This is a genomic window from Halobacillus ihumii, from assembly GCF_902726645.1.
GTDB classification, from domain to species: domain Bacteria; phylum Bacillota; class Bacilli; order Bacillales; family Halobacillaceae; genus Halobacillus_A; species Halobacillus_A ihumii.
This window is the reverse complement of sequence record NZ_CACVAO010000001.1, coordinates 2,475,762-2,500,417: the sequence shown is the minus strand read 5'-3', so window position 1 is coordinate 2,500,417 and position 24,656 is coordinate 2,475,762. Positions and strand designations below refer to the sequence as shown.

Genomic DNA, 24,656 nt, shown 5'->3' with positions numbered 1-24,656 from the left:
TTAATTTACTTTTTCTCAAATAAAAAGACCCACATGAACGTGAGCGCCTGCTTAAGTTCGACTGGGAAATGGGACACGTCCTCTCCCTCTACTTCCCGTTTGTAGACCCCATGGCCATCAATAAGATTCCATCCTGTTTCTTCAGCCATTTGCCTGAGTTCCCATGGCATCATCGTGTTACATATCACTTCTTCCCCGTAAACCCGCCGATAACTATTCATTCTTGGCTTCGCGGTTGGCCCTAAAATGCCGATGCAGAGTTGACCGCCCTTCTTTAGAACCCGTTTCATTTCCTCAAGACCCTTGTAGGGAATTTCTGTCCATTCCAGACTATTCACAGCCATAATCGCGTCAAAGCTTTCCTTTTCAAAAGGAAGATGAGTGAGGTCTCCTTGTACGAACTGCAGTCTCTCATGTTCAAGACGTGCCTTCGCACGTGTGATCATATCTTGTGAGATATCCAGTCCTGTAACATTATAACCTTCTTGCTCAAGTTTATAGGATCCATAACCGTCTCCACACCCTAGATCGGCTACCTTACTTCCTGCATCCACATGCTCTTGTAAAAAAGGAATAATCGTTTTCCTGCTTCCCTTATCCCACATATTCTTGCTGTTTGCGTTCCAAAACTCTACTCGATCATTCCACTGTTTCTCAGCTTCTTGATGCCAATTAAATGAAGTCATCGTGTTTGCCTCCTTTTGCCTTCCTGCCTCTATACTATTAATTCTACATCTTTTTTTCGATTCCTTTCCAGCAGGGATTTATTCCTAATCCTTGAAAAACTGTTGCAGAGTTCTACGATCTTCGTTATGATAAAAACACAATATAAGCTAAATAATAATTCACCAAACACTATATATAGTATTTGCGTAAAGAAGATGCCACAAGGCTTAATAGGGAATCCGGTGCGAATCCGGAACTGCCCCCGCAACTGTAATCGCTCTCGAAACGGAACAATCCACTGTGCGCTATGCATGGGAAGGGCCGGAGTAGAAATGAGCGTGAGTCAGGAGACCTGTCTTCTTACGCACGGAAGTTTCAACTTCTTCGGGGATTGAGAAGATGAAGCGATGGAATGAAGGGTGTCTCCACTTTCTACTTTTGGACATCCGTCTTCGTTTCATGGTTTCATCCGCTCAATTAAATGAGCGGATTTTTTTATGACTAATTATGCGAAGAGACTTTATGTGATGGGGGCCCCCTTGGATCAGGGTACTCACATCACTTTTTCAAAAGTTGTTTAAAAGGAGTGGTTAGATGACAGCGGTACACACATTGAACTGGCAGACTTGGTTAGCAGAGCAGGTAAAAAAGTTCCCGTCACTGGATATCCAGCGATTGTTGGACAAGCTCCCGAATATGAAGCTTGGTCAAATGGAGCGTCGGGAGCAGGGTAAAGCACTGGTCCTGGAGTGTTTGGCTGAAATTAATGAGAAGGAGCCGTATTGGACGTATTTGGCTGCACGAATTCAGTTAGAGATGATGTATGAAGATTCGGCACGCAATCGTACTCAGAGTAAGCCGTATGCGGGATTACACCATTTAATGGAGTTGTTGAAAGACGAAGGTATTTATAGCGCGGATTTACTTAGCAATTATTCGAAGGAGGAAATCAATACACTTGAGGCGGCCATTGTTCCTGAGCGCGATCATTTGTTTACTTATATTGGGTTAAAGACCCTCGGGGACCGCTATTTGGCAAAGTCAAAGGCTGGTGAAATGTTTGAGCTTCCTCAGGAGCGATTCATGATTATCGCCATGACGTTGATGGCAGAAGAGAATCATTCAAAGCGTATAGAGCGGGTGAAGGAATCATATTGGGCATTGAGTAACCTCTATATGACCGTAGCTACACCAACACTGGCGAATGCTGGCAAGCGTTATGGCCAGCTGAGCTCTTGTTTCATCGATACGGTCGATGATAGTTTACAGTCGATCTACGACACTAACACGGATGTGGCAAATTTGAGTAAACACGGTGGAGGTATCGGTGTTTATTTAGGTAAAATACGCAGTCGCGGCAGTGATATTCGAGGTTTTAAAGGCGTTTCCTCAGGAGTGCTCCCCTGGATGAAGCAGCTTAATAATACAGCTGTCAGTGTAGATCAGCTCGGTCAGCGGCAAGGAGCTGTGGCGGTGTACCTTGATGTGTGGCATAAGGATATTTCCCCCTTTCTCGACAGTCGCTTGAACAATGGAGATGAACGGCAGCGAACGCATGATTTGTTTACGGGAGTTTCCATTCCTGATGTGTTTATGGAAGCTGTTGAAAAACGTGAGGATTGGTACTTGTTTGATCCACATGAAGTTCGTTCCGTGATGGGGTTTTCACTGGAGGATTATTACGATGAAAATCGTGGCAGCGGATCATTTCGTGATCGATATTGGGCTTGCGTTGAGCACCCTGGTTTATCAAAAGAATCAATACCTGCGATTGAGGTTATGAAACGAATGATGATTGGCCAGCTTGAAACAGGCACGCCGTACATGTTTTACCGTGATGAGGTCAATCGGATGAACCCGAATAGCCATAAAGGAATGGTGTACTGCAGCAATTTATGTACTGAAATTTTGCAAAATCAAAGCCCTACTGTCCAGGCGGAGCAGTATATAGAGGACGGGAAAATTATCACTGTCCAAAACCCAGGCGATTTTGTAGTTTGTAACTTATCCAGTGTGAACTTAGGCCGTGCTGTTCCAGCTGGAGTTCTTCCACGACTGATACCAATTCAGGTACGGATGCTCGATAATGTGATCGATCAGAATACGATTCCTGTGAAGCAGGCTCAACTGACAAACCAGTCTTATCGCGGCATTGGTCTTGGAACATTTGGCTGGGCTCACCTGCTTGCCCGTAAAAAGATCGCTTGGGAATCAGAGGAGGCTGTCGATTATACGAAAGAAGTGTATGAGGCTATTGCCTTCTACACCATTCAGGCCAGCAGTGAGCTTGCTCGTGAAAAAGGAAGCTATCCTTATTTTCAAGGATCGGACTGGGAGACAGGTGATTTTTTTATTAAACGGTCGTTTGACCAAGATGCGAGTTGGAACTGGGAGCAGTTACAGCAGGATGTTGCAGAGAATGGCATGCGTAACGGCTACTTAATGGCCGTTGCACCAAACTCCAGTACATCGATTATTGCGGGAAGCACTGCCAGCATCGATCCGATTTTTAAAAAGTTTTATTCCGAGGAAAAAAAAGATTATAAAATTCCTGTAACGGCGCCGGATTTGGATGCGGAAACCTATTGGTACTATAAGTCGGCCTATGATATTGATCAGCATACGAGTATTAAGCAGAATGCGGTTCGTCAACGATATGTCGATCAATCGATCTCGTTTAATATGTATGTTCACAATACGATTAAAGCAAAGGAATTGCTCGCCTTACATGTAGATGCCTGGAAGCAGGGCCTGAAGACGACTTACTATACCCGCTCTACCTCCAGCCAGGGGGAATATGAAGAATGTGAAAGCTGCTCATCATAAAGGAGGTTGATAGAATTGAATACGACTATACACAAACGGAAACTTGTCGATTATGAGGCGCCAAATGCTTCAACAGGAATTGTCAACGGACGGAGCTCGAACGTACTAAACTGGGATGATACCCGCTATTCGTGGGCCTACCCGATGTATAAACGGATGCTTTCAAATTTCTGGATCCCAAATGAAATTAATATGAGCAACGATTTGAAGCAGTGGCCGCAGTTATCGGAGCAAGAACAAGCCTCTTTTAAAAAAATCATCGGGTTGCTGGCATTCCTTGACTCCATTCAAACCGATTATGCCGGTAAGATCACGGACTATCTGACAGACTCCAGTTTATCGGCGCTCATGCAAGTGCTCGCGTTTCAGGAAGTGGTTCATAACCAGTCCTACTCTTACGTACTTTCCACTCTTGTGGATCAGAGTGAACAGGAACGAATTTTCGAGTATTGGAAACATGACGAAGTGTTAATGGAACGAAATCAGTTTATTACAGATGGCTATGAAGCCTTTGCTGAGAAGGCTAGCTTAGAAAACTTCTTAAAATCGCTCGTGTATGATGTAGTGCTGGAAGGATTGTTCTTTTACGCAGGATTTGCTTTCTTTTACAACCTGGCACGTAATCAGAAAATGGTCTCGACAAGCACGATGATCAATTATATTAATCGCGATGAGCAGCTCCACGTCAATTTATTCACAAGAATTTTCAAAGAAACGCTGGCTGAAAACCCGGAACTTGATCGGGCGGAATATGAGCGGTTTGTGACGGAGACATTTACAGTAGCGGCTGATCTTGAGATAAAGTGGGCTCATCATATTATTGGTGAGCAATTTCCTGGCATTCCGATTGGCGACCTTGAAGATTACATTCGGTTTATGGCAAACAATCGGTGCAGCCAGATGGGCGCTGAGCAACCCTTCCCTGCGTATAATCAGAACCCTTTGAAATGGATTAGAGCCTATCAGGAAGTAGACGAAGGAAAGTCAGACTTCTTCGAACAAAAATCAAGACAATACACCAAAGTATCCGAAGACAACGGCTTCGACGAATTATAATTGGAATATGTACCCACCTCAGGTCATCCATTTTCTGGATGACCTGAGGTGGGCATTTTTGGAATTCTGGTTTCCTCTATGAGCTTACCATTTTACCTCCGTTTACGTGGAGTACTTGGCCTGTGACATACCTGGAATCGTCTGATGATAAGTACACATAGGTTGGAGCAAGTTCGAACGGCTGTCCGGCATTTTTCATAGGGGTATCTGCTCCAAACATTTCCACATCCTGTGCCGAAAAGCTTGCCGGAATTAGTGGTGTCCAAATTGGACCAGGAGCCACAGCATTTACTCGAATCCCTTTGTCCGCAAGGTTTTGGGACAGGGCTCTGGTAAAACTCACAATAGCTCCTTTAGTGGCTGTGTAATCAATAAGCTGTTTATTCCCTTCATAAGCCACCACAGATGCTGTATTAATGATAGCATCACCATCGCTTAAATGAGGAAAGGCAGCTTTTGATAAATAGAAGAAGGAATAAATATTCGTTTTAAACGTCTTATCAAACTGCTCATTTGTAATATCTATTAAATTCTGCTGAGGAAATTGAACACCGTGATTGTTGACAAGAATATGCAGATTTCCAAAGGTTTCAAGTGTTTGCTTAACAATATTTTCACAATGTTCGGGTTCACTAAGGTCACCTGTTACTAACAAACATTTGCGGCCAAGTTCTTCGATGCGTTTCTTCGTGCGGAAGGCATCTTCGTCTTCATCACTAGAATAATATGGGATCACAAGGTCTGCTCCTTCCTTTGCATATGCGATAGCAACAGAGGCTCCGATTCCACTGTCCCCACCTGTAATAATGGCTACTTTGCCAGCTAGCTTTTCACCGCCTTTATACTCCTGGTTTTCAATGATTGGCTTTGGGTTCATTGCAGATTCTTTTCCTGGCTGTGTATTCTGATGCTGGGGCGGAAATGTTAATGGTTGCTGTTTAGCTTTTGTGATTTCTTTGTAATAAGAATACTTAGGGTACATAGTTACTCCTCCAGTTAAGTCGTTTCATTTTTAAATACTGCCCTAAAAATCTACAACCATTCCATACGAATTCATTTTTCAAACCATACCATTACAATCACAAAACCTGTGGTAAGATAGGGATTATAATCGATGTCTTTTTCAACTTACTAAAACCTTAACGAGAGGGGTGTCGTCTATTCTATGAGGTGGGACAAGTTGATTAACAAAGAACGCACAGAGGAACTTCCTCAAAAACCAAATCATACGCAACCTGAAGCAACAGCTGATGAGCTAGTTGAGGAGTGGATTCGCAAGTATAGCCACGATCTTAAATGGCTTGCCTACTCTTATGTGAAGGACTACTCCTTAGCGGAAGATTTAACTCAAGAGGCATTTATTAAGGCCTACGAGAAATATTCAACCTTCAAACAACAATCCAGCGTCAAAACGTGGCTTTACAAAATAACAATCAACCTATGTAAGGACCATCTTAAGAGTGCTTATATAAAAAGAGTGATAAGGAAAAGTACAGAAGTTTTCCGGAGTATCCCCTCCCCACAGGCTACACCTGAAGAGTACACCGTACATAAAAGTGAAGATGAGGAACTTCTGGAACATGTCTTGCAGTTAGATAACAAGTACAGAGAAATTGTTATTTTATATTACTTTGAGGAATTTGAAGTAAAGGATATAGCCCAGCTTTTACATGTGAGTACGAACACAATAAAAACCAGGCTTAGGCGGGCTCGTCAGCTTTTACAAGAACAGCTGACATCAGGAGGGAGTTTTCTAGATGAATGATTTAATAGACCATAAATTAAAAAAGATGGATCACAATGTGAAATATCGTAAAGTTCCAATGAAAGAGCGGGAGATTGACAAAATGGTTCAGCAAGTCACCAATCATCAATCAAAAAAACCGATGAAAAGTTGGATAAAAATCACCTTACCTATGCCTGCTGTTGCTGTGATCGCTTTACTTTGTTTCCAGGTAACCAGTCAGCCATCCCAATCCGAAGTCCATAAAGCCTCTCCACTTTCGGAACGTTCTTTAGTTACCGAATTAAAAGCCCAGCAATCCGTCACCTCCACATCACCCCCTGGTCAATCTGTACAAACATTAAGCGGGAGGACGTGGACAGATCGTAAGCAAAGCCCGACCATGATCCGTCAAACTTATGTCATGTTTCAAAATGAAATGTATGTACAAACAGGCAATAGGGTTGAAAAGTCTGAACTTCATCAAGTAATTGGAACAGTCAAGCCTGGCAATGCTTCAGAACAACAACCTCAACAGGCTTTTTTCCCTAAAACAGATATATACAGTATAGAAGGCATGGATTCTTCAGAGAAAATCGCAATTCACAGCAGACGAAGCACGGGCATTGGCACAAGCTCCATTAGCCAAAAAGGATTCTTCGTCTTCGAAAAACAACAACCCTTGCCTGCAGCCCAATAAATCACATGATCCCCCACCTCAGGCATCCAAATTCTGGATGACCTGAGGTGGTTTTTTTTGTATATTTTGGATCTTTTGGGTATTTTCACTCCATAAAAGATTTCATGTTTTTGTTAAGAGATTGTGCTTATCTAAATAAGCTTTTAGATTATCTAAGGAAGCGTAAATATCTTCCTTAATTTTGGGGTTATAAAATACGGCTGCCGGGTGATACAGCGGGAAAATAATAAAGTTTTGATGGGATGGCTGATACTCATCATCCTTAAGTTTCATGATCGGTGTTTCAATGACTTCTCCAAGCACTTCGGACATTTTTTCTTTCCTGCCAGTCAACCGTTCATATGCTACCCCTCCTAACGCAATAATTAATGAAGGAGATATTTTCTCAAGTTGATAGTCTAATATCGGAGCGTGTGCCAGAATTTCTTTCTTATTAGGTTTTCGATTGGCCTTTCGTTTTCCATTCGTACCTTTTTTATTTGTTTTTACCCATTTATAAGGACGGCTGCGAACCGTACTGGTAATGTAAATGTCTTCCCTTTGAAGTCCTATATAAGCAAGCTGCTTGTCAAGTTCATCTCCCGCTCTCCCAATAAACGGTTCTTCCTTCACTGCTTCATTCTCCCCAGGCGCCTCTCCGACAATAACAACCTCAGCATTCTCATACCCTTGCCCAAGAACAAAGCCTTCTACATCATATGGTTTGATACGCTTTTCAGCATCCTCCAATAACCACTTAGGCAGATCCATAACATTCACTCCTTCCCCATCCAATTTTATCCACCTCAGGTCATCCAGAATCTGGATGACCTGAGGTGGAATTTAGTGGGATATATTTCATCAATTGTCAGAATGTTTTCCCGCTTTTTTGTTTATTTACACATTATAAGTCATAACGGGATGGCTACGTTATTAGTTTCCTAAATTAAAGAAAAGGAGTATCATTTGTAGGGTAGTTTAAATAAAGGAGTTCGATGGTTCCATGAGAAAGTTTGCTTCCCTAATAGTTCGTTCTTACAAACTATTCATCACTTTTTGGATTATTGCTGCTATCGGTATGGGCTATTTCGCCATTCAATTGCCTTCCCTTCTCGAAGGCGATGGATTTAGAACTGACGGTGAATATGAAAAAGTTGAAAACATACTACAGGAAAAGTTCGACTTTCCAGCTTCGACCCTCCTCGTTCTCTTTGAACAAGGAGTAAACGAATCCGATGAAAGTTTCCGCTCGACCATCTCTAATAAACTAACCGAATTAGATGATCTACCTAACGTATCTTCCGTTCAATCACCTCTTGAAGATGAGTCGATGCAAAAAGACGACCTGGCTTATGCAGCCCTTCACTTTGACGATGAGTCTCTAAACATGTCTCAGGTGATTAAAGATGTTAAAAATACCATTGGCACACAGGAAGGCATTACGGTAACCGGGGCACCTGTTATTTCAGAAGACATCAATAAGGCAAGCCAGAAGGACCTGAAACGTGCCGAACTCATTGGATTGCCTTTTGCTCTGCTCATTTTGCTGATTGCCTTTGGAACAGTCGTAGCTTCCTTACTTCCTCTAATCATTGGTGGTATCACGATTGTTATCGGTTTTGGTGTGCTGGCCATCGTGGGACAACAAATGGAGTTATCAATCTTCATTTTGAACATCGCTCCGATGATCGGGCTTGCGTTAAGCATTGACTTTGCCCTGCTTTTCATCAACCGCTACAAGGAGGAACTTCAGAAACAGGATAAAGCTGCAGCACTTGTCACTACAATCGAGACGGCAGGACGCTCAATTTTGTTCTCAGCTCTTTGTGTATTTATCGGGTTAGCTGCAATGAGTGTGATTAGAGTAGACATTTTCACCAACATTGCGATCGGTGGAACAGTCGTGATCACGGCCGCTGTTCTCAGCTCAATCACACTGCTTCCTTCCCTGCTTTATGTGTTAGGGCCTCGGATTCATAAATGGCGAATTATTCCTTCTGAAAAAGATACAACACCGCGATGGCGCAAATTTGGCCGTGTTGTTATGAAACACCCTGTGATCATTGCGATGGTTAGTTTTATAATCTTGCTCATTGGGGTAATCCCTGTCACCAATATGAATCTAACCATTCCAACTATCACTGCCTTGCCCGAAAGCTATGACTCCCGCGCTGCCTATGAACAAATTGATGCGGAGTTCATGAAAGAAAGCCAAAGTACAGCCTATGTAGTCGCTGAACGCGAGGGTGGTTGGCTTGAAAAGGGTGGCTTAGAACAAATGGAGCAACTCCAGGAGAAACTGCATGAACCTGATATCGTTAATTCTGTCCAGACACTTTACTCAGAAAGTGATATTGAATCAACTGATAAACTTGCATCTGCCCTCGACCGACCGCAAACTAGAGAGCAGCTCGAACCAGCCATTGAGCAGTTTATTGAAGGGGATCAGCTCATGATTCCAGTTCAACTGTCTGTTACAGCGAACTCAAATGAGGCTCAGGATTTACTATATGAATGGAGCCATTCCGATTGGGAAGTTTCTACGATGTTCGGCGGCCAGCCTAAATTCAATCAGGAAATCTACACTGAAATCTTTGACAAAATCGGCATTACACTTGCGATTATCCTGATTTCTACTTTTATCATTTTAACGATTGCTTTCAAATCAGTCGTGATTCCGCTAAAAGCAATTTTGATGAACATCATTGGATTAAGTTCCACCTTCGGGATTCTCGTATGGCTGTTCCAAGGCGGGCATTTAGGAATGAATGAAACAGACATTTCCTTGATCCTTCCCGTTATCGTATTCAGTCTCGTCTTTGGATTGAGCATGGACTATGAAGTGTTTCTGATTTCGCGAATTCAGGAGTTTTATCAAAAAACAGGCGACAATACCAAGGCCACCATTGAAGGACTTGCGACTACTAGTAAAATTATTACGTCAGCTGCACTGATTATGATTGTCATCACTGGCGCATTTGCTTTCACAGGTGTGGTTCCTGTCAAACAAATTGGTGTAGGTATCGCGATCGCTATCTTTATCGATGCCACCATCATTAGGCTTCTGCTCGTTCCTAGCTTAATGAAGCTGCTCGGTGACTGGAACTGGTGGCTCCCTTTTTGCAGAAAAAAGAAGAAATTTCAAGCTCGAACCTAGTCTAATCACAGAAACGAGGAGCACTGTATGAATGATCAGTGCTCCTTTGCTATTCTAATGAGCAAGAATTAATTTGAAAAAAATGTATTTTGTGAGGTATGATAATAAAGATAGGAGGGTCTGTAATGTTGCTGCTTCAAGTCTTATTTCTAATTGCTCTCACAATTAGCCTTTACGTCTTCATAAGAAGGGCAAAACATTTCAAAAGACGTAACGGCACGTATGGCTCGTTCAAAATGTACATGACTTCCTTGTGCTTTTTCACAATTGGTATCTTTAACTTTATTATTTTGTCACTTGATTTACTTGGCGCAGTAAGCTGGTTTATTACAATTGCTTTGCTCATGCTGGGTGCTTATTTCACAAAGTTTTTGAATGACGAAGACAGAAAAAGGTACGCTCCATGACGTTGCTTTACTGGATCTTCATCCTGTCTGTAGTAGCCGGCACCTTTTATATCATTTTTAAAAAACTAACCCGCCAAAGCTATCTTCTTATGGCGGTTATTGGCGTGTTATATATCGCAATGCTCGTCTTTTCTTTTCTATCAAAGTAAAAAGGAGGCAGTTTTCCTAATGGAAACGTGCCTCCCTTTCAGTTATTTATGTTCTCGCCGCTGTTTATTTACGGCTTCACGTATATGATAAAGCTCTGCATACATAGCTGCCAGAAATACTCCAAAAATACTTAGAAAAATCGATAGCACAAATACTGATCCATCAAGATCAAAACCTAATACTGCACTAAATCCTATAATGGCTCCGATAATGATGCCCCAGCCAATGTAAATTAATATTTTTTGTAATGTCACCGAATACATCTAACTCACCTCTTCCGCAAGTGTCCTCTACTACATTTATACCCAATTACTCAGCAGACAACACATCGGTTTAATTATACTCCCCGGTATCCTGCCAGAATAAAAAAAACTGCCTCCTGAACAGGAGACAGTTTTCTGGCTTAATAAGAGATCAATCGAATTATTGTTTAGACTGCTTACGAAGGTAAACTCCAGCAGCCCCAACTAGTGCAAGAATAGAAGCAAAGATCCATAGATCATTGTTTGCAGCTGTTCCACCCATGCCGGTTTTCGGCATATCTGATGGCATACTCTCCATAGCAAATTTATCTGGGAACTGGCTTACAATTCCACCTGAGAGAGCTTTAGAAGTCATAAACATGTGTGCATAAGAGTCTCTTAAAGTGTCATACGCTTGCTTATAATCTTCGGCAGCATATTGATCAAATGTTCCGATTAAATAGCCAACGTGTTCCTGTAATCCACTGGAAAGAACATCAGCCGGAACTTTACCTTCCGTTGCTGTTGCAATGAATTCAGAGAAGTCTGCACGGTAGTCTTCCAAGGCTTGTAATGCTTTCTCTTTTTGAGCTTCATCACCAGCGGCTGTTCCTTTCACGTAAGTTACGAAATCAGCGATGTGTCCTGACCACATTTCTTTAAACTTCTGCCCAGCTTCTTCTCCGTAAACTGAGGCAATGGCTGCGGATAAGTCTTCCGTGTTAGCTACTAATGCTTCTGCAGATGCTTGAAAGTCTTCAGAACCATCTAAACCATTTTGCATAGCCATCATAGCTAGTCCTGCATGTTCACCTAGTAAGTGGTTCAAATTAGAACGAAGATCAGCAGCAGGTGTTACAGCTTTGGTATGGTTAAATTTATCCGGGAATTGGTTGACAATAGCTTTAGACAATCCTTTACTTACGCCATACATATGGTCAATGGCTTTACGTTCTTTTGCATATGCTTCGGCATAATTACCAGCTACATAAGCATCAAATGCACCAATCAGCTGGTTAACGTGCATTTGTAATCCTTCGGCTAATCCATCTGCTTTTACAGCACCCTCTGTTGCTGTTGAAATGAATTGAGAGAAGTCCTGACGATATTGCTCAAGTTCATCAAGAGCAGCTTGCTTCGCTTCTTCATCTCCACTGCCAGTTGCTTTGACATAATCAACGAAATAACCAATGTGCTCACTCCACATTTGCTGGAATTTCTCTCCTGCCTTTTCACCGTAAACAGAGGCGATTGCTGCAGAAAGGTCTTCCGTATTTGCAGCTAAAGCATTTGCTGAAGCTTTAAAGTCAGCAGCTCCTTCTGCTCCTTTTCTCATAGTTTCAACAGCTAGGTATGCGTGCTCACTAAACAATTTGTCTAACGTTGACCGAAGCTCAACAGCTTCTGTTTCAACTGTAGGCATATTGTGCTCTTCAGCATTTACTACATCCAACGACGTCGGCAGTAACAGTGAAACACTTAACGGTACGGCAAACAGTGCTTTTTTCATATCCATTTTAACAATCTCCCCTTCTTGTTTTGTTTATTCACTTAGCTATCGAAGGCAAATTATAAATGGATCACTATTTTCCTGAAAAATTTCAAAAAAATTGCAGACAGTTGTGAAAACCTGTCTGCACGTGTCATTTTGCTTATTATAATTCTGCTTGTAAGATCACTTTACCTTGTGGCGTCTGGCTGGTAGCATCAGGTTCTCTCGATATCGCTACCGCATCCCAATTGGTACCTTCAGGGAGTTGCTCCATCGCATAAGCGACTGCACCTTCCCCGTTTTCATTTGCCACAAATGTTCCGGCTCGATACGGTTTTTTACCTTCAATTAACCAGACTTGATACACTTCTTCTCCTTCTAATTGCTCCAGGGCATCAGCCTGTAATGTGAGGAGATTTCCGTCTTCCTGTTGAATAAGTGAAGCTGTTGCCCGCGCATCTGTCTCACCTTGCAGCTGAACCTTCGTTGTAATTTCGTCTGTACTTATTGTCGGATCTTTATCAGGTTCTGGCTGTGTCGCTGACTCTTGTTCGTTCATCACTGCATATAAATTACCTGCTATAGATAAAATCAACGCAGCAGCTAAACCGCGCATGAGCCAAGGTTTTTTATTTTTTTGCGATAACTCTTCATGTTCTGAAGTATCTTTATCCTTTTTGGGCTCAAATGCTACAACTGAGGAATTATGATGATCCTCTGAGTAGTCAGATTCTTCCTCGTTCGTATCATTCGATTCCTCTGCAAAAACAGCACCTAACACACGATCTTTCATACCTTCCGGAGGGTTGACGGGCTCTGAAGCGAACGCTAAATCTTCTGTAAGTGCACGAAGCTCTGCTAACTCTTCTCGGCACTCGCCACACGTTTCCAGATGTTTCTCGAATTCATTTTGTTCATTTTCGGTCAACTGATTATTAAAATAATCAATTACTTTCTCGCATTCGTTACGCATCATGAACGCCCCCTTTCCCTTGTGATAAATGTGTTTTTAGATGCTTTACTGCAAGGCGCAGCCTGCCTTTTACTGTACCTAGAGGGAGATTACATGTTTCAGAAATTTCCCGTTGACTTAATCCCTTGAAATAAAACAGTTCCACCATTTGTTTTTGTTCGTTCGATAATTCCTTGACTGCCCGCCTAACCTTTTCTCCCTGTTCTTTCCATTCCACTAAATCTTCTGTAGAATCACCGGCTTGCTCAGGAAGATCAGTCTCTTCCTCTAAGGCAACAGCATGTTTTTTATTTTTACGAATGATATCAATTGCTGTGTATCTTGTGATGGTGACGATCCAAGATGAAAACTTTCCTTTTGTCTCATCATATGTTGCTTTGTTCGTCCATAGCTTAATGAAAACTTCTTGTAATACTTCCTCGGCTAATGTCTGATCTCCAGATAACTTCATGACAAATGAGTAAAGCAGTCGTTCGTATTTATCGTAGATAGTTTCGAGTGCCTGCTTATCGCCACCCATCATCTGGTGATAGAGCTCTAAGTCTTGATTGCTCATAGCACACTCCTTTGTGGTGGATAAAGCTATCATAGCATATCATTAAGGTATATATCTTCTATTGGAGCCATGCTTACCTAGCTATCGAAAAAAAACATCCCTTGGATCACTTTTTCGAAAAAACATTTTCATGAAAACCCTGTCATGTAGGGAATAAGCCTACTTACTAAAGGTTCACACTGTACCCAGGAGTTGACCTTATACAAGTATGAAAAGTATGTATATTTAACCTGTTTCCTACATAAGAAAAGCAGGGTAATGAATTACCCTGCCTGGTTAATCTCTCCTTTTTTCAATTCTCTTCTTAACACCTTTCCGCTTATCTGTGTTTTCGGCAACTCTTGAATCACCTCGATTTCTCGAGGAGCAGAGTGAGCAGCTAGTCGGCCTCGGACAAATAAGCGAACCTCCTCGATCAGCTCTTTACTTTCCTGAAAGCTATCATTCAATGCAATAAAGGCTTTAACAATCTCGCCCCGGACTGGATCAGGCTTGCCAATTACTCCTGCCTCTTTCACAGCTGGGTGCTCAAGCAGCTTGCTTTCAACTTCAAAAGGACCAATGCGTTCTCCAGATGAATTGATCATGTCATCGCTTCTACCCTGGAAAAACACATAACCATCTTCATCTAAATAGGCAAGGTCTCCTGCAATGTACCACTCTTTTCCATAAGGAAAGTAAGATTGATATTTTTGTTCGTTTTTCCAAACTTCCTTCATAATAGCAGGCCAGGAAGATCGGATGGCTAAATGCCCGGTTTCGCCAGGACGCAGCTCATCTCCTTCTTCATTTAACACGGCAACCTCTATGCCTGGAATCGGACGTCCCATCGAACCCGGTTTAATGGGACGTGTAGGCAAGTTAGCCACTAATTGTGCACCTGTTTCTGTCATCCACCATGTGTCATGAATTCTTAAGTTTAAGGCTTCTACACCCCAATGGATAACTTCCGGATTTAGTGGTTCCCCCACACTCAGAATATGTCTTAATGAGGAAAGATCATATTTCTTTAATGTTTTATCACCCACTGCCTTCAGCATACGGAAAGCAGTCGGCGCGCTATACCATACCGTCACTCCAGCGTGCTCAAGTACTTGATACCAGGCTTCTGCTGAAAAGCGGCCGCCGTGAATCACTGTCGTAACACCGTTTAGCAGAGGGGCAAACACACCGTACACCGTTCCTGTGACCCAGCCTGGATGAGCAGTACACCAGTAAATATCATCATCCTTTAGATCAAGTACCCAGCGACCTGTCTGGTATTGCTGAATCATATTTCGGTGAGCATGTATAATCCCTTTCGGCTTGCCTGTGGAACCTGATGTATAATGAATATTTAAACCATCATCAAGGTCCACCCAGACGGTATCAAACTCGTCATCAGCTTTTTCAGCCTCAGCTGTAATCGATAAATCTGCCTCTCCTGCTTCTTTGTCTGTTGTAAAGACCTTCTTTAAACTCGGGATTTCCTCACGATGAACACGGGATAGAAAGCTGGAATCGGTAATCAGAAATTCACCTTCACAATCATTGATCCGATCACGAACTGCCTCCTCCATAAAGGCTTCAAATAATGGCCCTACAACAGCCCCAACCTTTATTGCCGCCAGCATGGCAATATAACAATATGGGTGCTTCGGTAAGAAAACAAATACAAAGTCACCTTTCTTCACACCAGATGCCGCAAGTACATGGCTCCAGCGATTCACTTCTTGCTGCAATTCTCTGTAAGTCAATGAGAAATTCTCGGTATCTGAAAAGTACCGCAGAGCTGTCTTCTCCCCCTTTCCATTAAGAACATGGCGATCTACACATTCATAAGTCATGTTTACCTGTCCTGTACGATACCAGGTAAAGGTTGGATGAACTCGCTCCCAGGAGAAAGGCTCTCCTTCCATCCATTCTTCTGCTATGTTATAACTCCCGCGCCTTGGAGGTAGAATTGAATCAGACATGCCTCAAATCCTCCTTTATACTCTAGTAAAGTCTAATTCTTGCAAAATTTCTTCTTTTAGATGTGCTAAATAGGCATCGCCTCGGCTGCGTGGTTTCGGTTTATCTATCGATATTTCGGTTTGAATTCTGCCCGGTTGCCCTCTCATAATGACCACACGATCGCATAGATAAAGAGCCTCATCAATGTCATGGGTAACAAGCAGGGTCGTCGTTTGATGGTTTTCAAAGATGGAAAGCAGTAAATCCTGCAGTTGCATCTTCGTAAATGCATCTAGTGCACTTAATGGTTCATCAAGTAATAAAATTTCAGGCCGGTTGAGTAATGAACGGGCAATTGCTACACGCTGAGCCATGCCGCCAGACAGATCTTTAGGATAGTGATTTTCAAACCCTTCAAGCCCAACGGTTTGAAGTAAATCGATAGCCTGGTCTCTGTTTTGTTTTCTGGCTACTCCAAAGGTAATGTTTTCCCAAACCGAGAGCCATGGCATCAGCCTAGGCTCTTGAAACATCATCCCAAAGGCATGTTCAGCATCACTAACGGTAGTATCGATCTGCCCTTGATAATGAACATCTAACCCGGAAAGCACTCTTAGCAAGGTGCTTTTCCCACACCCGCTTGTGCCAAGGACACCGACAACCTCTCCTTTAGTTAATCGAATCGAAACGTTCTTGAAGCCTGCCTTACCATTTTGAAAAACACGAGTAACCTGATTTACTGCCAGCATAATTTCTCCTCCCCTCTAAACCGAATTTTCTATACTATCTTGCCAGCGCAGAGTCCGTGTCTGAATCCGCTTCAAGATCTCGTCGGTTATTTTCCCAAAGATCGCAAAAAGCACGATACTTCCGATTACCAGCTCAGGAGAAGAAGTATTTTGCCCAAATACCATCAAATACCCCAATCCTTGACTTGCACCCAGGAGTTCAGCTGCAACAACAAACATCCACCCAAGACTGAGCCCGCTTCGCACCCCTACTAAAAAAGAAGGCAGCGCGGCAGGAAAAATGATTTTGCGGATTTGCTGCAGGCTTGTGAAATGATACATACGCCCCACTTCGATCAGCTTTCGATCCACCCCTTGAATACCAGAGGTCAAATTTAAGTAAATTGGGAAGAATACTCCAACTGCAACCAGCGTAATTTTAGAGGCTTCTCCGATACCGATCCATAAAACAAACAGGGGCACCCATGCTAATGACGGAATCGCCCTTAGCGCCTGCAGCATCGGATCAAGGATTTTTTCAACGATCCTAATATATCCAGTAGCAGCACCTAAAATCGCAGCCGCTATCATCCCTAATAGAAACCCTGCAAATACACGGTATAAAGTAATCGATATGTGCCCCCATAGTTCACCCTCTTGCGCCATTCCTACTATTTCCTCCAAAACCACTGAGGGGGCAGGAAGCAAGTAAGGAGCTACCCATCCACTTCTTGAAGCAACTTCCCAAATGATAATAAGAACAATAGGGAGGAGACTTCCTATAAACAAATTGGATGTAAACGGATTAAAATTTGGTTTGCCGCGTCTTTCCACTGAAGGTCTGACGGCTGTTTCAGATTGACTTGACATCTTTTCACTCCTCCCTACCATCCATTATTCGATAACTTCCTTAGCAAAGCTCGGATTAACAAGTTCATTCGTTAGTTCCTCTATATTTACACTTTGATCAATGATTTCAACATCTTTCAACACCTCACCAGCACCCTTAACCGTCTCTTTTAAGGATTGCCCTGGAATAGGGTTGGAAAAGTCGTTACGCTCCATTTCCTTTTTAGCTACGGCTAAATCAATATTGGCTTCTTCAGCTAATATTTGCGCCGCTTCTTCAGGATGCTCAATCGTCCATTTCCGTGCTCGTTCATATACTTCAATCACTGTTTTTACGATTTGAGGATGCTTTTCAGCGTACTCAGATCGGACATTTAATGAACCATACGTATTAAAAGTTGGTTCGCGGTAAAATAGTTTCGCGTCAGATTCAAGTTCAAGTCTTGCCATGTGAGGATCAAGACCAGCCCATGCATCCACATTGCCTGCAGTTAAGGCTGCTGCCCCATCGGCATGCTGTAAATTGACCAGTTCAATATCATCTGGCGACATCCCATGCTCCTTTAAAGCTCGAACTAAGAAAATATAAGGATCTGTACCTAATGTAGCGGCAACTTTTTTCCCTTTTAAATCCTTGACGGAAGAAATACCGGAGTCCGCGTTTGTGACAAGTGCTGTCCACTCAGGTTTAGAATACAAGTACACTGACTCAACCGGTGAGCCATTCGCCTTTGCCATCAATGCTGCCGCCCCCGCTGAAGAACTGAAATCTACACTGCTTGAGTTCAAGAACTCAAGGGCCTTATTACTGCCTTGGCTCAATACGAATTCTACTTCGATTCCTTGTTCTTTAAAGGCTTCCTCGGCCCAGCCTTTCTCTTTTAAAACAAGGCTGGTCGGTGAATAATAAGCATAATCAAGTGTAACTTTATCAGGTTTGCCGCTCTCCCCTTCTGCATTACTGGAACAGCCAATTAAGGTCACCGTCAGTAGAAGTGTGAGAGTAAGGAGTAAATATTTTGTTTTCATCCGTTTGCCCCCGTTACATTAAATTTCGCATGCGTACGTATCAATCGTCCCTCTCAGGCGCTGTGCTTCTTTGTAGGTACAACGGTTATGAACCACTTGTAAACCTGCCTCACTAGCAATTCGTGCTGCTTCCGGTGAAATAACTCCTTCTTGCAGCCAGAACACCCCAGGCTGAACGGTTGCTGCTTCCTTGGCAATTTCAATCGCTGCCTCCGGACTGCGGAAGATTTGAACCACGTCTATTTTGAAAGGAATGGAACTAATGTCCGGGTATGCTTTTTCTCCCAAAACCTCATCCTCTCTCGGATTGACCGGTACAATTTGATAACCAAGACGCTGCATTTTACGGGCTAAACGATGGCTGGGACGAGAAGGTTTGCCGCTTAAGCCTACAACCGCCAGCCGCTTCGGACGAGTCACTTGTTCTCCATCCTGTTCTTCGGTGACTTGAGCAGACTGGAGGGCCCACTTGATTACACCTTCATCATTTTCAGTAATTGCTGAATCAGTTTCTTTACCAGTTGCTGTCGCAATGGCACGATCCAGGTCATTTACAAGGTCCTTCACTGATTCTAAACCGACAGATAAACGGATCAATTCTTCTGAAACCCCGCTCTTAGCGAGAGCTTCGACAGATAGCTGCTGGTGAGTCGTTGAAGCAGGGTGAATGATCAACGACTTCGCATCCCCTACGTTGGCTACGTGTGACCATAAAGCAATATTGTTTATCACTTGTCGACCCGCTTCACGGCCGCCTTTGATGCCGAAATTGACAATCGATCCATAACCGCCTTCCAAATATTCATCAGCTAATGAATGGGCAGGGTGTTCTTTTAATCCTGGATAGGAGACCCATTCTACATCAGGGTGACCTTTTAGATATTCAGCAATCTCTAATGCATTATCGTTGTGACGCTCAATACGCAGCGGCAATGTTTCAAGTCCTTGCAGTAATAGGAAAGCATTTTGCGGACTTAAGCAGGCACCTAAATCCCTTAATAACTGAACGCGTAGTTTCGTTACAAAGGCTAATGTGCCAAAATCTGAAGCATAACGGATCCCGTTATAACTTTCATCTGGCTCAGTGAAAACTGGGAATTTGCCGTTCGTCCAATCAAATCTCCCGCCGTCAACTACCACTCCACCGATGGCTGTTCCATGACCTCCGATCCACTTCGTAGCAGAATGAACAACGATATCGGCTCCAAATTCAATCGGCTTACAGGAATAAGGTGTAGCGAATGTATTGTCAACGATAAGCGGCACGCCATGGCCATGAGCAATCTCAGAAACTTTTTCGAAATCTAACACATGTAAGCTTGGATTCCCAATGGTCTCGGCAAATACAGCTTTCGTCTTGTCGGTTAATGCATTGCGAAAGTTTTCAGGGTCCTCTGGGTCAACGAAATTAACCTTAATACCATACCGCGGCAAAGTGTTAGCGAATAAATTATAGGTGCCTCCATATAAATTTGAAGCCGCAACAATTTCGTCACCTGATCCAGCCAAGTTTAAGATAGAAAGGGCAATCGCTGACATTCCTGAGGCTGTGGCTACAGAAGCTACGCCATTTTCAAGAAGCGCCATCCGTTTTTCAAATACATCGACCGTCGGATTTCCAATTCTTGAATAAATATTCCCTGGCTCATCGAGAGCAAATAAGCTCTGTGCATGATCGGTATCATGGAATACATAAGACGTTGTTTGATAAATAGGTACTGCCCTTGATCCAGTGGTAGGGTCAGGGGATTGGCCACCGTGCAGTGAAATCGTGCTTAAATCGTAACTTTCAAATGAGTTTGTCATGTTTACATCCTCCTTGGGAAATAGGTTGAATTTTTACTAGCAAGAGGGCTTCGGGGTGGCTCGAAGAAGGATTTTCAACGCGAAAAACCCCTCTTCTCGATAAGAAGAGGGGTTTGAATAAACAGGTCCTCCTCTTATCTCTCAGATTCAAAAATCTGTAGGATTTGGCACCTTTTCAAACCGATGTTTGAAGGTTGCCGGGCTTCGCAGGGCCTATTCCCTCTGCCGCTCTTGATAAGAGTACTTACTATTTAATTTGGCTATGGTTATGAATTATAAAGTACAACAATTAGAAAAGTCAATCATTTTTGAATATTATTTTACAGAATGGGTAATCGCTTCTTTAAACTGAGAAACCATATCGGCTGATTCCTCTATCCCGATCGACAACCTCACTACATAATCATTGACACCAATCTTGTTCCTCTCCTCATCTGTCAGGGAGCGATGAGAGGTTTTAATTGGATAAGACACCGTTGTTTCTATCCCGCCAAGTGTTGGGGTTAATTTAATCCAACCTAAAGAACGAAAGAATCTTTCAATCTCTGTTTTTCTGCTAAGTTCGATTGTAACAATCGCCCCATGTCCATTTTCAGAAACATGATCGGGATAATAGACACGTTCCACCAGTTCCTCCTGCTTTAAAGAATCAGCCACTTCCTTTGCGTTGGCTGACTGCCGCTTCATCCTCAGCGCCAGTGTCTTTGCCCCTCTTTGGGTTAGCCAGGCTTCATAAGGACTTAAATTTGCACCAAGTGAGATCACTTTCCGCTTAGCTTGTGCCATAATTTCCTTGCTGCCAACCACGACGCCTGATGTGACATCACTATGACCACCAATATACTTCGTGGCACTGTGAACGACAATGTCGACCCCCTGCTTGCAAGGCTGCAGTAAATAGGGTGTTGCAAATGTGTTATCAACCATGGTGAATAATCCGTATTGTCTAGCAAGCTCAACTAATTTCTCTAAATTTTCCACTCTTAAGAACGGATTAGATACGGATTCCGTGTAGAGCAATTTTGTATTTTCCTGAATGGCTTGCTCAACTCCCTTTGGATCAGCAAAAGATACTATTGTAACCTCAATACCAAAACTAGTCAGCTCTTTTGTAATCAGGTTATATGTTCCGCCATAAAGGTCTTCAGCTGCTACAATATGATCACCAGCTTTAACTACAGCAAGAATTCCAGCTAAAATCGCGGATGTACCTGAAGATGCCGCAACACCTGCCTCCGCTTCTTCAAGGTTCGCTACTGACTGCCCTAGTTCCTCTGTATTCGGATTGTTTTCTCGTGAATAGGAAAAAGCAGTCTCTCCCTCATAGTAACTTTCTAAATGGTCCAAGTCTTTAAAAGTAAACGAAGAGGTTTGATAGACCGGTGTTGACTTGCTATGTACAGCAGTTTCCTGCTCTACTTTATTATGCACCACACGCGTCTCAAAAGATGAATGACTCATAAGCTCGCTCCTTTTTTCGATGAATGCATTAAAGTATAAAGATCAATATAATATTCTGTCAATTATCAAGGGTTAGCGAGTCTGCAATATGGCCTGCACAACATGTTGATAATAGTTAAAGTGATGTGGACAAAAGTTTGAACGAAATAGCGGAAGATCCTCCCCAGTCAACATGGATCTGGCTATGAGATCGGGACGTTTTTTAGAAAGCATGCTCAGAAAATCCTCAAGGTCTGCCTGCACGACATCTGTAACCTCTTCATTGATTTTCAGTTTCATATGATCCTCATAGGGACATAAATAGATATGGCAGATCTCCCGGTCCTTAATCGTTTTAAACAGCAGCTCTTCTTTATAAAATCCGGTGTAATTCAATTGGTTCTGCGTTACTTTTAAACCGAGCTCCTCTTCAATTTCACGTAAACCCCCACCGACCCTGCTTTCCCCTGCTGTAATGTGACCAGCAGCTGTAATATCGTACAGAGAGGGGTAATCTTTCTTACTATCAGAACGTTTCTGAAAATAAATCATACTTCGATTCTCTTCATGCTGGTAAAACCAGCAATGAAAACTTTCATGCCAATCCCCATCACGATGGACTTCATCTCTATCCTTCTCCCCAATCGGAGTTAACCATTTACTGTATATTTTAAGCCTTTCTTTCATAGCCCCACCCATTTCTTTACAGTGTTAACCCATTAAACCGTCGATAAATTCTTTCAATCAGTGTATCATATTTCAAAAAAAGAACGTGAAACCATTAGCATGGCTGCACGCTTTTTACAGGGAGAGGTTTACTATAGTAATACCCTTGATATTCATGACATCCCTTATCACTTAAATAATCAATGTGTTCCTCTGTCTCCACACCTTCAGCAATGATTTGCAAATTTAAACTCTTGGCCATAGCGATAATGGCGCTAACGATCGCAACATCACTTGTATCTGAGCCAATTTGCCGAATAAAAGAACGATCAATTTTGATGGCATCAACGGGAAGACGGCTCAAGTAATTCATTGATGAAAAGCCTACACCAAAATCATCTAAGTGGACTTGAATACCGTGACCACGTAATTCTTCTAAGATTTCAGAACTATGACCAAAATCTCTAAGCACCATGGTCTCCGTAATTTCGATGATGAGGCAGTTCGCGTTAAGCTTTGCCAGTCTTAACGCCTTAAATATTTTATCCTTTAAATAACGATCGGCAAACTGTTCAGCTGATAGATTAACAGAGACATGTAAATCAGGACGATTAAACTCTTCCTGCCACTGCTTCACTTGCTGACAAGCTTCTATCAGTACCCATTCACCAATCGGAATAATTGCCCCGCTTTCCTCTGCAAGACTAATAAAATGGTCAGGGGTCAGCAACCCCATCAATGGCTGATTCCAACGAATAAGCGCCTCATACCCATTAATTTTGGAAGTGATCCCACAAACTTGAGGCTGATAATGCAAAGTGAACTCTCGCCGTTCTAAAGCATGATGTAATGCTTGCTTACGCTGCATTTCATCAATCATTTCTTCGCTCATATATGGGTTATACAATTCGTATCGGTTTTTACCTTTTCTTTTCGCCTTATGCATCGCAGCATCTGAATACCTCAATAATGCCTCTTCTTCCTCGGCATCCTGAGGATAAAGTGCCACTCCGACACTCGCTGTGCTATAGTACTCTTTTTTATTTATAAAAAATGGCCGTCTCATTGAATGAATAATGTCCTCGGCTTTTTCGCGAGCCCGAACTACATCACTTTCTCCCCGCAGCAAGACAGCAAATTCATCACTGCTGATCCTTGAGATGATACAGTCCATCCTGGCAAAAATACGATTTAAATGACTCGCAAATTGCTTTAATAATTCATCCCCACGTTCATGACCCCACGTATCATTGATCATTTTGAAATTATCCAGATCAATGAAGATCATAGCGAGCTGCTGATCCTTTTGTCTTGAATCATCCAGTTGTTCTGCGAGTAAGTCTTTGAAATAGTTCCTGCTTACCAATCCTGTTAAAGGATCAAACTGGGATATGTGCTTTAATTCTCGTTCTGTTCGTCTCTTTGACAACTCATTAGCCATCCGGTCTGCAAAAATCCGGAAGAGTGCCTTGCTCATGGGGCCATTTTTCCTAAGGCTTGTATCCATTATGGCAAGAACTCCGATCACCTCTCGTTTAGAATTAAGCAACGGGGCACCGAAGTAGCTCTCGAATTTATTTTCCACAAACAACTCGTCCTCAGGATACAACTCGTAAGCTCTTTGAGGAATGTAGTATTCCTTCCCCCGTACCACTTCTACACACGGAGTATTTTTTACTAAGTAAGTGAACCCTTTAGAAACTGCGCCTTTATGGAACATGGATACAGCCGTAATTTGTTCAACATTCCCACTCGTCAGTTCACCAATCAATACGGTCTCCACTTGAAGTATCTTTGCTAAATATTTGACAAGATAATCAAAGAAGGGTTGTCCTACGTTAGCAGAGAAAGACTGCCCTATTTCGATGACTGATCTTTTCAGCCCTTCCAGTTCCTCTTTATAACTTGTTAAAGATAACGATTGACCTGTATAGCCTATACAGGTGCCTCCTGATTCATGATAAGGGGCAACCATATCCTCAACCCATATGTACTGACCATCGACCTTCAGCCGATAATTCAAATAAAACGGCTCCTTCTGTTGACTTTGGAGAGCTTCCATTACATGTGCCACATCATTTGGATGTATGATCCAAGCAAAATCGTCTAAACTAAAAGAAGAATGTTGTGCTGAAAGCTTTTGCTTTAAAGGGGTGTTGAGATGAATCCTATCTTCCTCTTTATAATAAAACCAAATCGGGATGGACAGCTGTTTAAGTACCTTCCATGGATGTCCAATTTTCTGAGTCACTTTCCTTCACCTGCTTTACTTAGGA

The 24,656-nt window shown here is 42.6% G+C and carries 21 protein-coding genes and 2 riboswitches; of the genes, 6 read left to right on the top strand and 15 right to left on the bottom strand.

Annotation, left to right across the window (positions count from 1 at the left end; translation table 11 throughout):
• Positions 1–5: 5 nt before the first annotated feature.
• Complete coding sequence (locus tag G6R08_RS12465; RefSeq protein WP_163528318.1) at positions 6–686, bottom strand: class I SAM-dependent methyltransferase; 681 nt, start codon at positions 684–686, stop codon at positions 6–8.
• 176 nt (positions 687–862) lie between these two features.
• Positions 863–1,039, top strand: a riboswitch (cobalamin riboswitch).
• Between the two features lie 221 nt (positions 1,040–1,260).
• Here G6R08_RS12465 and G6R08_RS12460 point away from each other — a divergent pair.
• Positions 1,261–3,492 (top strand): ribonucleoside-diphosphate reductase subunit alpha, encoded by a 2,232-nt coding sequence (locus tag G6R08_RS12460; RefSeq protein ID WP_163528316.1) that lies wholly within the window; start codon positions 1,261–1,263, stop codon positions 3,490–3,492.
• Positions 3,493–3,507: 15 nt separating this feature from the next.
• The gene (locus G6R08_RS12455; protein WP_163528314.1) at positions 3,508–4,548 is read left to right on the top strand and encodes a ribonucleotide-diphosphate reductase subunit beta; all 1,041 of its coding nucleotides are present in this window, start codon (positions 3,508–3,510) and stop codon (positions 4,546–4,548) included.
• Between the two features lie 76 nt (positions 4,549–4,624).
• Here G6R08_RS12455 and G6R08_RS12450 read toward each other — a convergent pair whose 3' ends face one another.
• Complete coding sequence (locus G6R08_RS12450; protein WP_163528311.1) at positions 4,625–5,530, bottom strand: SDR family oxidoreductase; 906 nt, start codon at positions 5,528–5,530, stop codon at positions 4,625–4,627.
• Positions 5,531–5,728: 198 nt separating this feature from the next.
• Between G6R08_RS12450 and G6R08_RS12445 the strand changes: the two genes are divergently transcribed.
• Together G6R08_RS12445 and G6R08_RS12440 are read left to right on the top strand one after the other, a co-directional pair.
• Positions 5,729–6,313, top strand: coding sequence for a sigma-70 family RNA polymerase sigma factor (locus G6R08_RS12445; RefSeq protein WP_163528309.1), 585 nt, complete (start codon positions 5,729–5,731; stop codon positions 6,311–6,313).
• The gene (locus G6R08_RS12440) at positions 6,306–6,971 is read left to right on the top strand and encodes a hypothetical protein (protein ID WP_163528307.1); all 666 of its coding nucleotides are present in this window, start codon (positions 6,306–6,308) and stop codon (positions 6,969–6,971) included. The genes G6R08_RS12445 and G6R08_RS12440 overlap by 8 nt, the downstream gene beginning before the upstream one ends.
• Positions 6,972–7,073: 102 nt before the next feature.
• Here the strand turns inward: G6R08_RS12440 and G6R08_RS12435 are convergent, their stop codons facing one another.
• On the bottom strand, positions 7,074–7,721 hold the full coding sequence (locus tag G6R08_RS12435) for a uracil-DNA glycosylase (RefSeq protein WP_163528305.1): 648 nt from the start codon (positions 7,719–7,721) through the stop codon (positions 7,074–7,076).
• Between the two features lie 232 nt (positions 7,722–7,953).
• On the opposite strand from G6R08_RS12435, the gene G6R08_RS12430 reads away from it, so the two are divergent.
• Together G6R08_RS12430 and G6R08_RS12425 are read left to right on the top strand one after the other, a co-directional pair.
• On the top strand, positions 7,954–10,107 hold the full coding sequence (locus tag G6R08_RS12430; RefSeq protein ID WP_163528303.1) for an MMPL family transporter: 2,154 nt from the start codon (positions 7,954–7,956) through the stop codon (positions 10,105–10,107).
• Positions 10,108–10,232: 125 nt separating this feature from the next.
• Complete coding sequence (locus G6R08_RS12425; protein WP_163528301.1) at positions 10,233–10,514, top strand: hypothetical protein; 282 nt, start codon at positions 10,233–10,235, stop codon at positions 10,512–10,514.
• A gap of 191 nt (positions 10,515–10,705) precedes the next feature.
• On the opposite strand, the gene G6R08_RS12420 is transcribed toward G6R08_RS12425, so the two are convergent.
• From G6R08_RS12420 to G6R08_RS12365, 12 genes are all read right to left on the bottom strand, one after another.
• Positions 10,706–10,927, bottom strand: a complete 222-nt coding sequence (locus G6R08_RS12420; RefSeq protein WP_163528299.1) for a hypothetical protein — start codon at positions 10,925–10,927, stop codon at positions 10,706–10,708.
• Between the two features lie 160 nt (positions 10,928–11,087).
• The gene (locus G6R08_RS12415; RefSeq protein ID WP_163528297.1) at positions 11,088–12,422 is read right to left on the bottom strand and encodes a copper amine oxidase; all 1,335 of its coding nucleotides are present in this window, start codon (positions 12,420–12,422) and stop codon (positions 11,088–11,090) included.
• A 139-nt stretch (positions 12,423–12,561) separates the two neighbouring features.
• Positions 12,562–13,374 (bottom strand): anti-sigma factor, encoded by an 813-nt coding sequence (locus G6R08_RS12410; protein WP_163528295.1) that lies wholly within the window; start codon positions 13,372–13,374, stop codon positions 12,562–12,564.
• Positions 13,364–13,927, bottom strand: coding sequence for an RNA polymerase sigma factor (locus tag G6R08_RS12405; protein WP_163528293.1), 564 nt, complete (start codon positions 13,925–13,927; stop codon positions 13,364–13,366). The genes G6R08_RS12410 and G6R08_RS12405 overlap by 11 nt, the downstream gene beginning before the upstream one ends.
• A 263-nt stretch (positions 13,928–14,190) precedes the next feature.
• Entirely contained in the window at positions 14,191–15,882 is a 1,692-nt protein-coding gene (gene acsA, locus G6R08_RS12400) for an acetate--CoA ligase (RefSeq protein ID WP_163528291.1), read from the bottom strand.
• A gap of 15 nt (positions 15,883–15,897) precedes the next feature.
• Complete coding sequence (locus G6R08_RS12395; protein WP_163528289.1) at positions 15,898–16,611, bottom strand: ABC transporter ATP-binding protein; 714 nt, start codon at positions 16,609–16,611, stop codon at positions 15,898–15,900.
• A 15-nt stretch (positions 16,612–16,626) separates the two neighbouring features.
• Complete coding sequence (locus G6R08_RS12390; protein WP_240339706.1) at positions 16,627–17,460, bottom strand: ABC transporter permease; 834 nt, start codon at positions 17,458–17,460, stop codon at positions 16,627–16,629.
• 24 nt (positions 17,461–17,484) lie between these two features.
• Positions 17,485–18,468, bottom strand: a complete 984-nt coding sequence (locus G6R08_RS12385) for an aliphatic sulfonate ABC transporter substrate-binding protein (RefSeq protein WP_163528286.1) — start codon at positions 18,466–18,468, stop codon at positions 17,485–17,487.
• 18 nt (positions 18,469–18,486) lie between these two features.
• Positions 18,487–20,274 (bottom strand): PLP-dependent aspartate aminotransferase family protein, encoded by a 1,788-nt coding sequence (locus G6R08_RS12380; protein ID WP_163528284.1) that lies wholly within the window; start codon positions 20,272–20,274, stop codon positions 18,487–18,489.
• Between the two features lie 131 nt (positions 20,275–20,405).
• Positions 20,406–20,515, bottom strand: a riboswitch (SAM riboswitch).
• 74 nt (positions 20,516–20,589) lie between these two features.
• Positions 20,590–21,735, bottom strand: a complete 1,146-nt coding sequence (locus G6R08_RS12375) for a trans-sulfuration enzyme family protein (RefSeq protein WP_163528282.1) — start codon at positions 21,733–21,735, stop codon at positions 20,590–20,592.
• A 72-nt stretch (positions 21,736–21,807) separates the two neighbouring features.
• Positions 21,808–22,401, bottom strand: coding sequence for an NUDIX hydrolase (locus G6R08_RS12370; RefSeq protein WP_163528280.1), 594 nt, complete (start codon positions 22,399–22,401; stop codon positions 21,808–21,810).
• Between the two features lie 94 nt (positions 22,402–22,495).
• Positions 22,496–24,631 (bottom strand): GGDEF domain-containing phosphodiesterase, encoded by a 2,136-nt coding sequence (locus G6R08_RS12365; RefSeq protein ID WP_163528278.1) that lies wholly within the window; start codon positions 24,629–24,631, stop codon positions 22,496–22,498.
• Positions 24,632–24,656 lie beyond the last annotated feature (25 nt).

Coding starts and splice junctions, on each gene's coding strand:
- G6R08_RS12385 (WP_163528286.1), bottom strand. CDS start 18,468: ATGAAAACAAAATATTTACTCCTTACTCTCACACTTCTACTGACGGTG.
- G6R08_RS12425 (WP_163528301.1), top strand. CDS start 10,233: ATGTTGCTGCTTCAAGTCTTATTTCTAATTGCTCTCACAATTAGCCTT.
- G6R08_RS12370 (WP_163528280.1), bottom strand. CDS start 22,401: ATGAAAGAAAGGCTTAAAATATACAGTAAATGGTTAACTCCGATTGGG.
- G6R08_RS12410 (WP_163528295.1), bottom strand. CDS start 13,374: ATGATGCGTAACGAATGCGAGAAAGTAATTGATTATTTTAATAATCAG.
- G6R08_RS12375 (WP_163528282.1), bottom strand. CDS start 21,735: ATGAGTCATTCATCTTTTGAGACGCGTGTGGTGCATAATAAAGTAGAG.
- G6R08_RS12390 (WP_240339706.1), bottom strand. CDS start 17,460: ATGTCAAGTCAATCTGAAACAGCCGTCAGACCTTCAGTGGAAAGACGC.
- G6R08_RS12435 (WP_163528305.1), bottom strand. CDS start 7,721: ATGGATCTGCCTAAGTGGTTATTGGAGGATGCTGAAAAGCGTATCAAA.
- G6R08_RS12440 (WP_163528307.1), top strand. CDS start 6,306: ATGAATGATTTAATAGACCATAAATTAAAAAAGATGGATCACAATGTG.
- G6R08_RS12395 (WP_163528289.1), bottom strand. CDS start 16,611: ATGCTGGCAGTAAATCAGGTTACTCGTGTTTTTCAAAATGGTAAGGCA.
- G6R08_RS12460 (WP_163528316.1), top strand. CDS start 1,261: ATGACAGCGGTACACACATTGAACTGGCAGACTTGGTTAGCAGAGCAG.
- G6R08_RS12380 (WP_163528284.1), bottom strand. CDS start 20,274: ATGACAAACTCATTTGAAAGTTACGATTTAAGCACGATTTCACTGCAC.
- G6R08_RS12430 (WP_163528303.1), top strand. CDS start 7,954: ATGAGAAAGTTTGCTTCCCTAATAGTTCGTTCTTACAAACTATTCATC.
- G6R08_RS12450 (WP_163528311.1), bottom strand. CDS start 5,530: ATGTACCCTAAGTATTCTTATTACAAAGAAATCACAAAAGCTAAACAG.
- acsA (WP_163528291.1), bottom strand. CDS start 15,882: ATGTCTGATTCAATTCTACCTCCAAGGCGCGGGAGTTATAACATAGCA.
- G6R08_RS12465 (WP_163528318.1), bottom strand. CDS start 686: ATGACTTCATTTAATTGGCATCAAGAAGCTGAGAAACAGTGGAATGAT.
- G6R08_RS12420 (WP_163528299.1), bottom strand. CDS start 10,927: ATGTATTCGGTGACATTACAAAAAATATTAATTTACATTGGCTGGGGC.
- G6R08_RS12415 (WP_163528297.1), bottom strand. CDS start 12,422: ATGGATATGAAAAAAGCACTGTTTGCCGTACCGTTAAGTGTTTCACTG.
- G6R08_RS12405 (WP_163528293.1), bottom strand. CDS start 13,927: ATGAGCAATCAAGACTTAGAGCTCTATCACCAGATGATGGGTGGCGAT.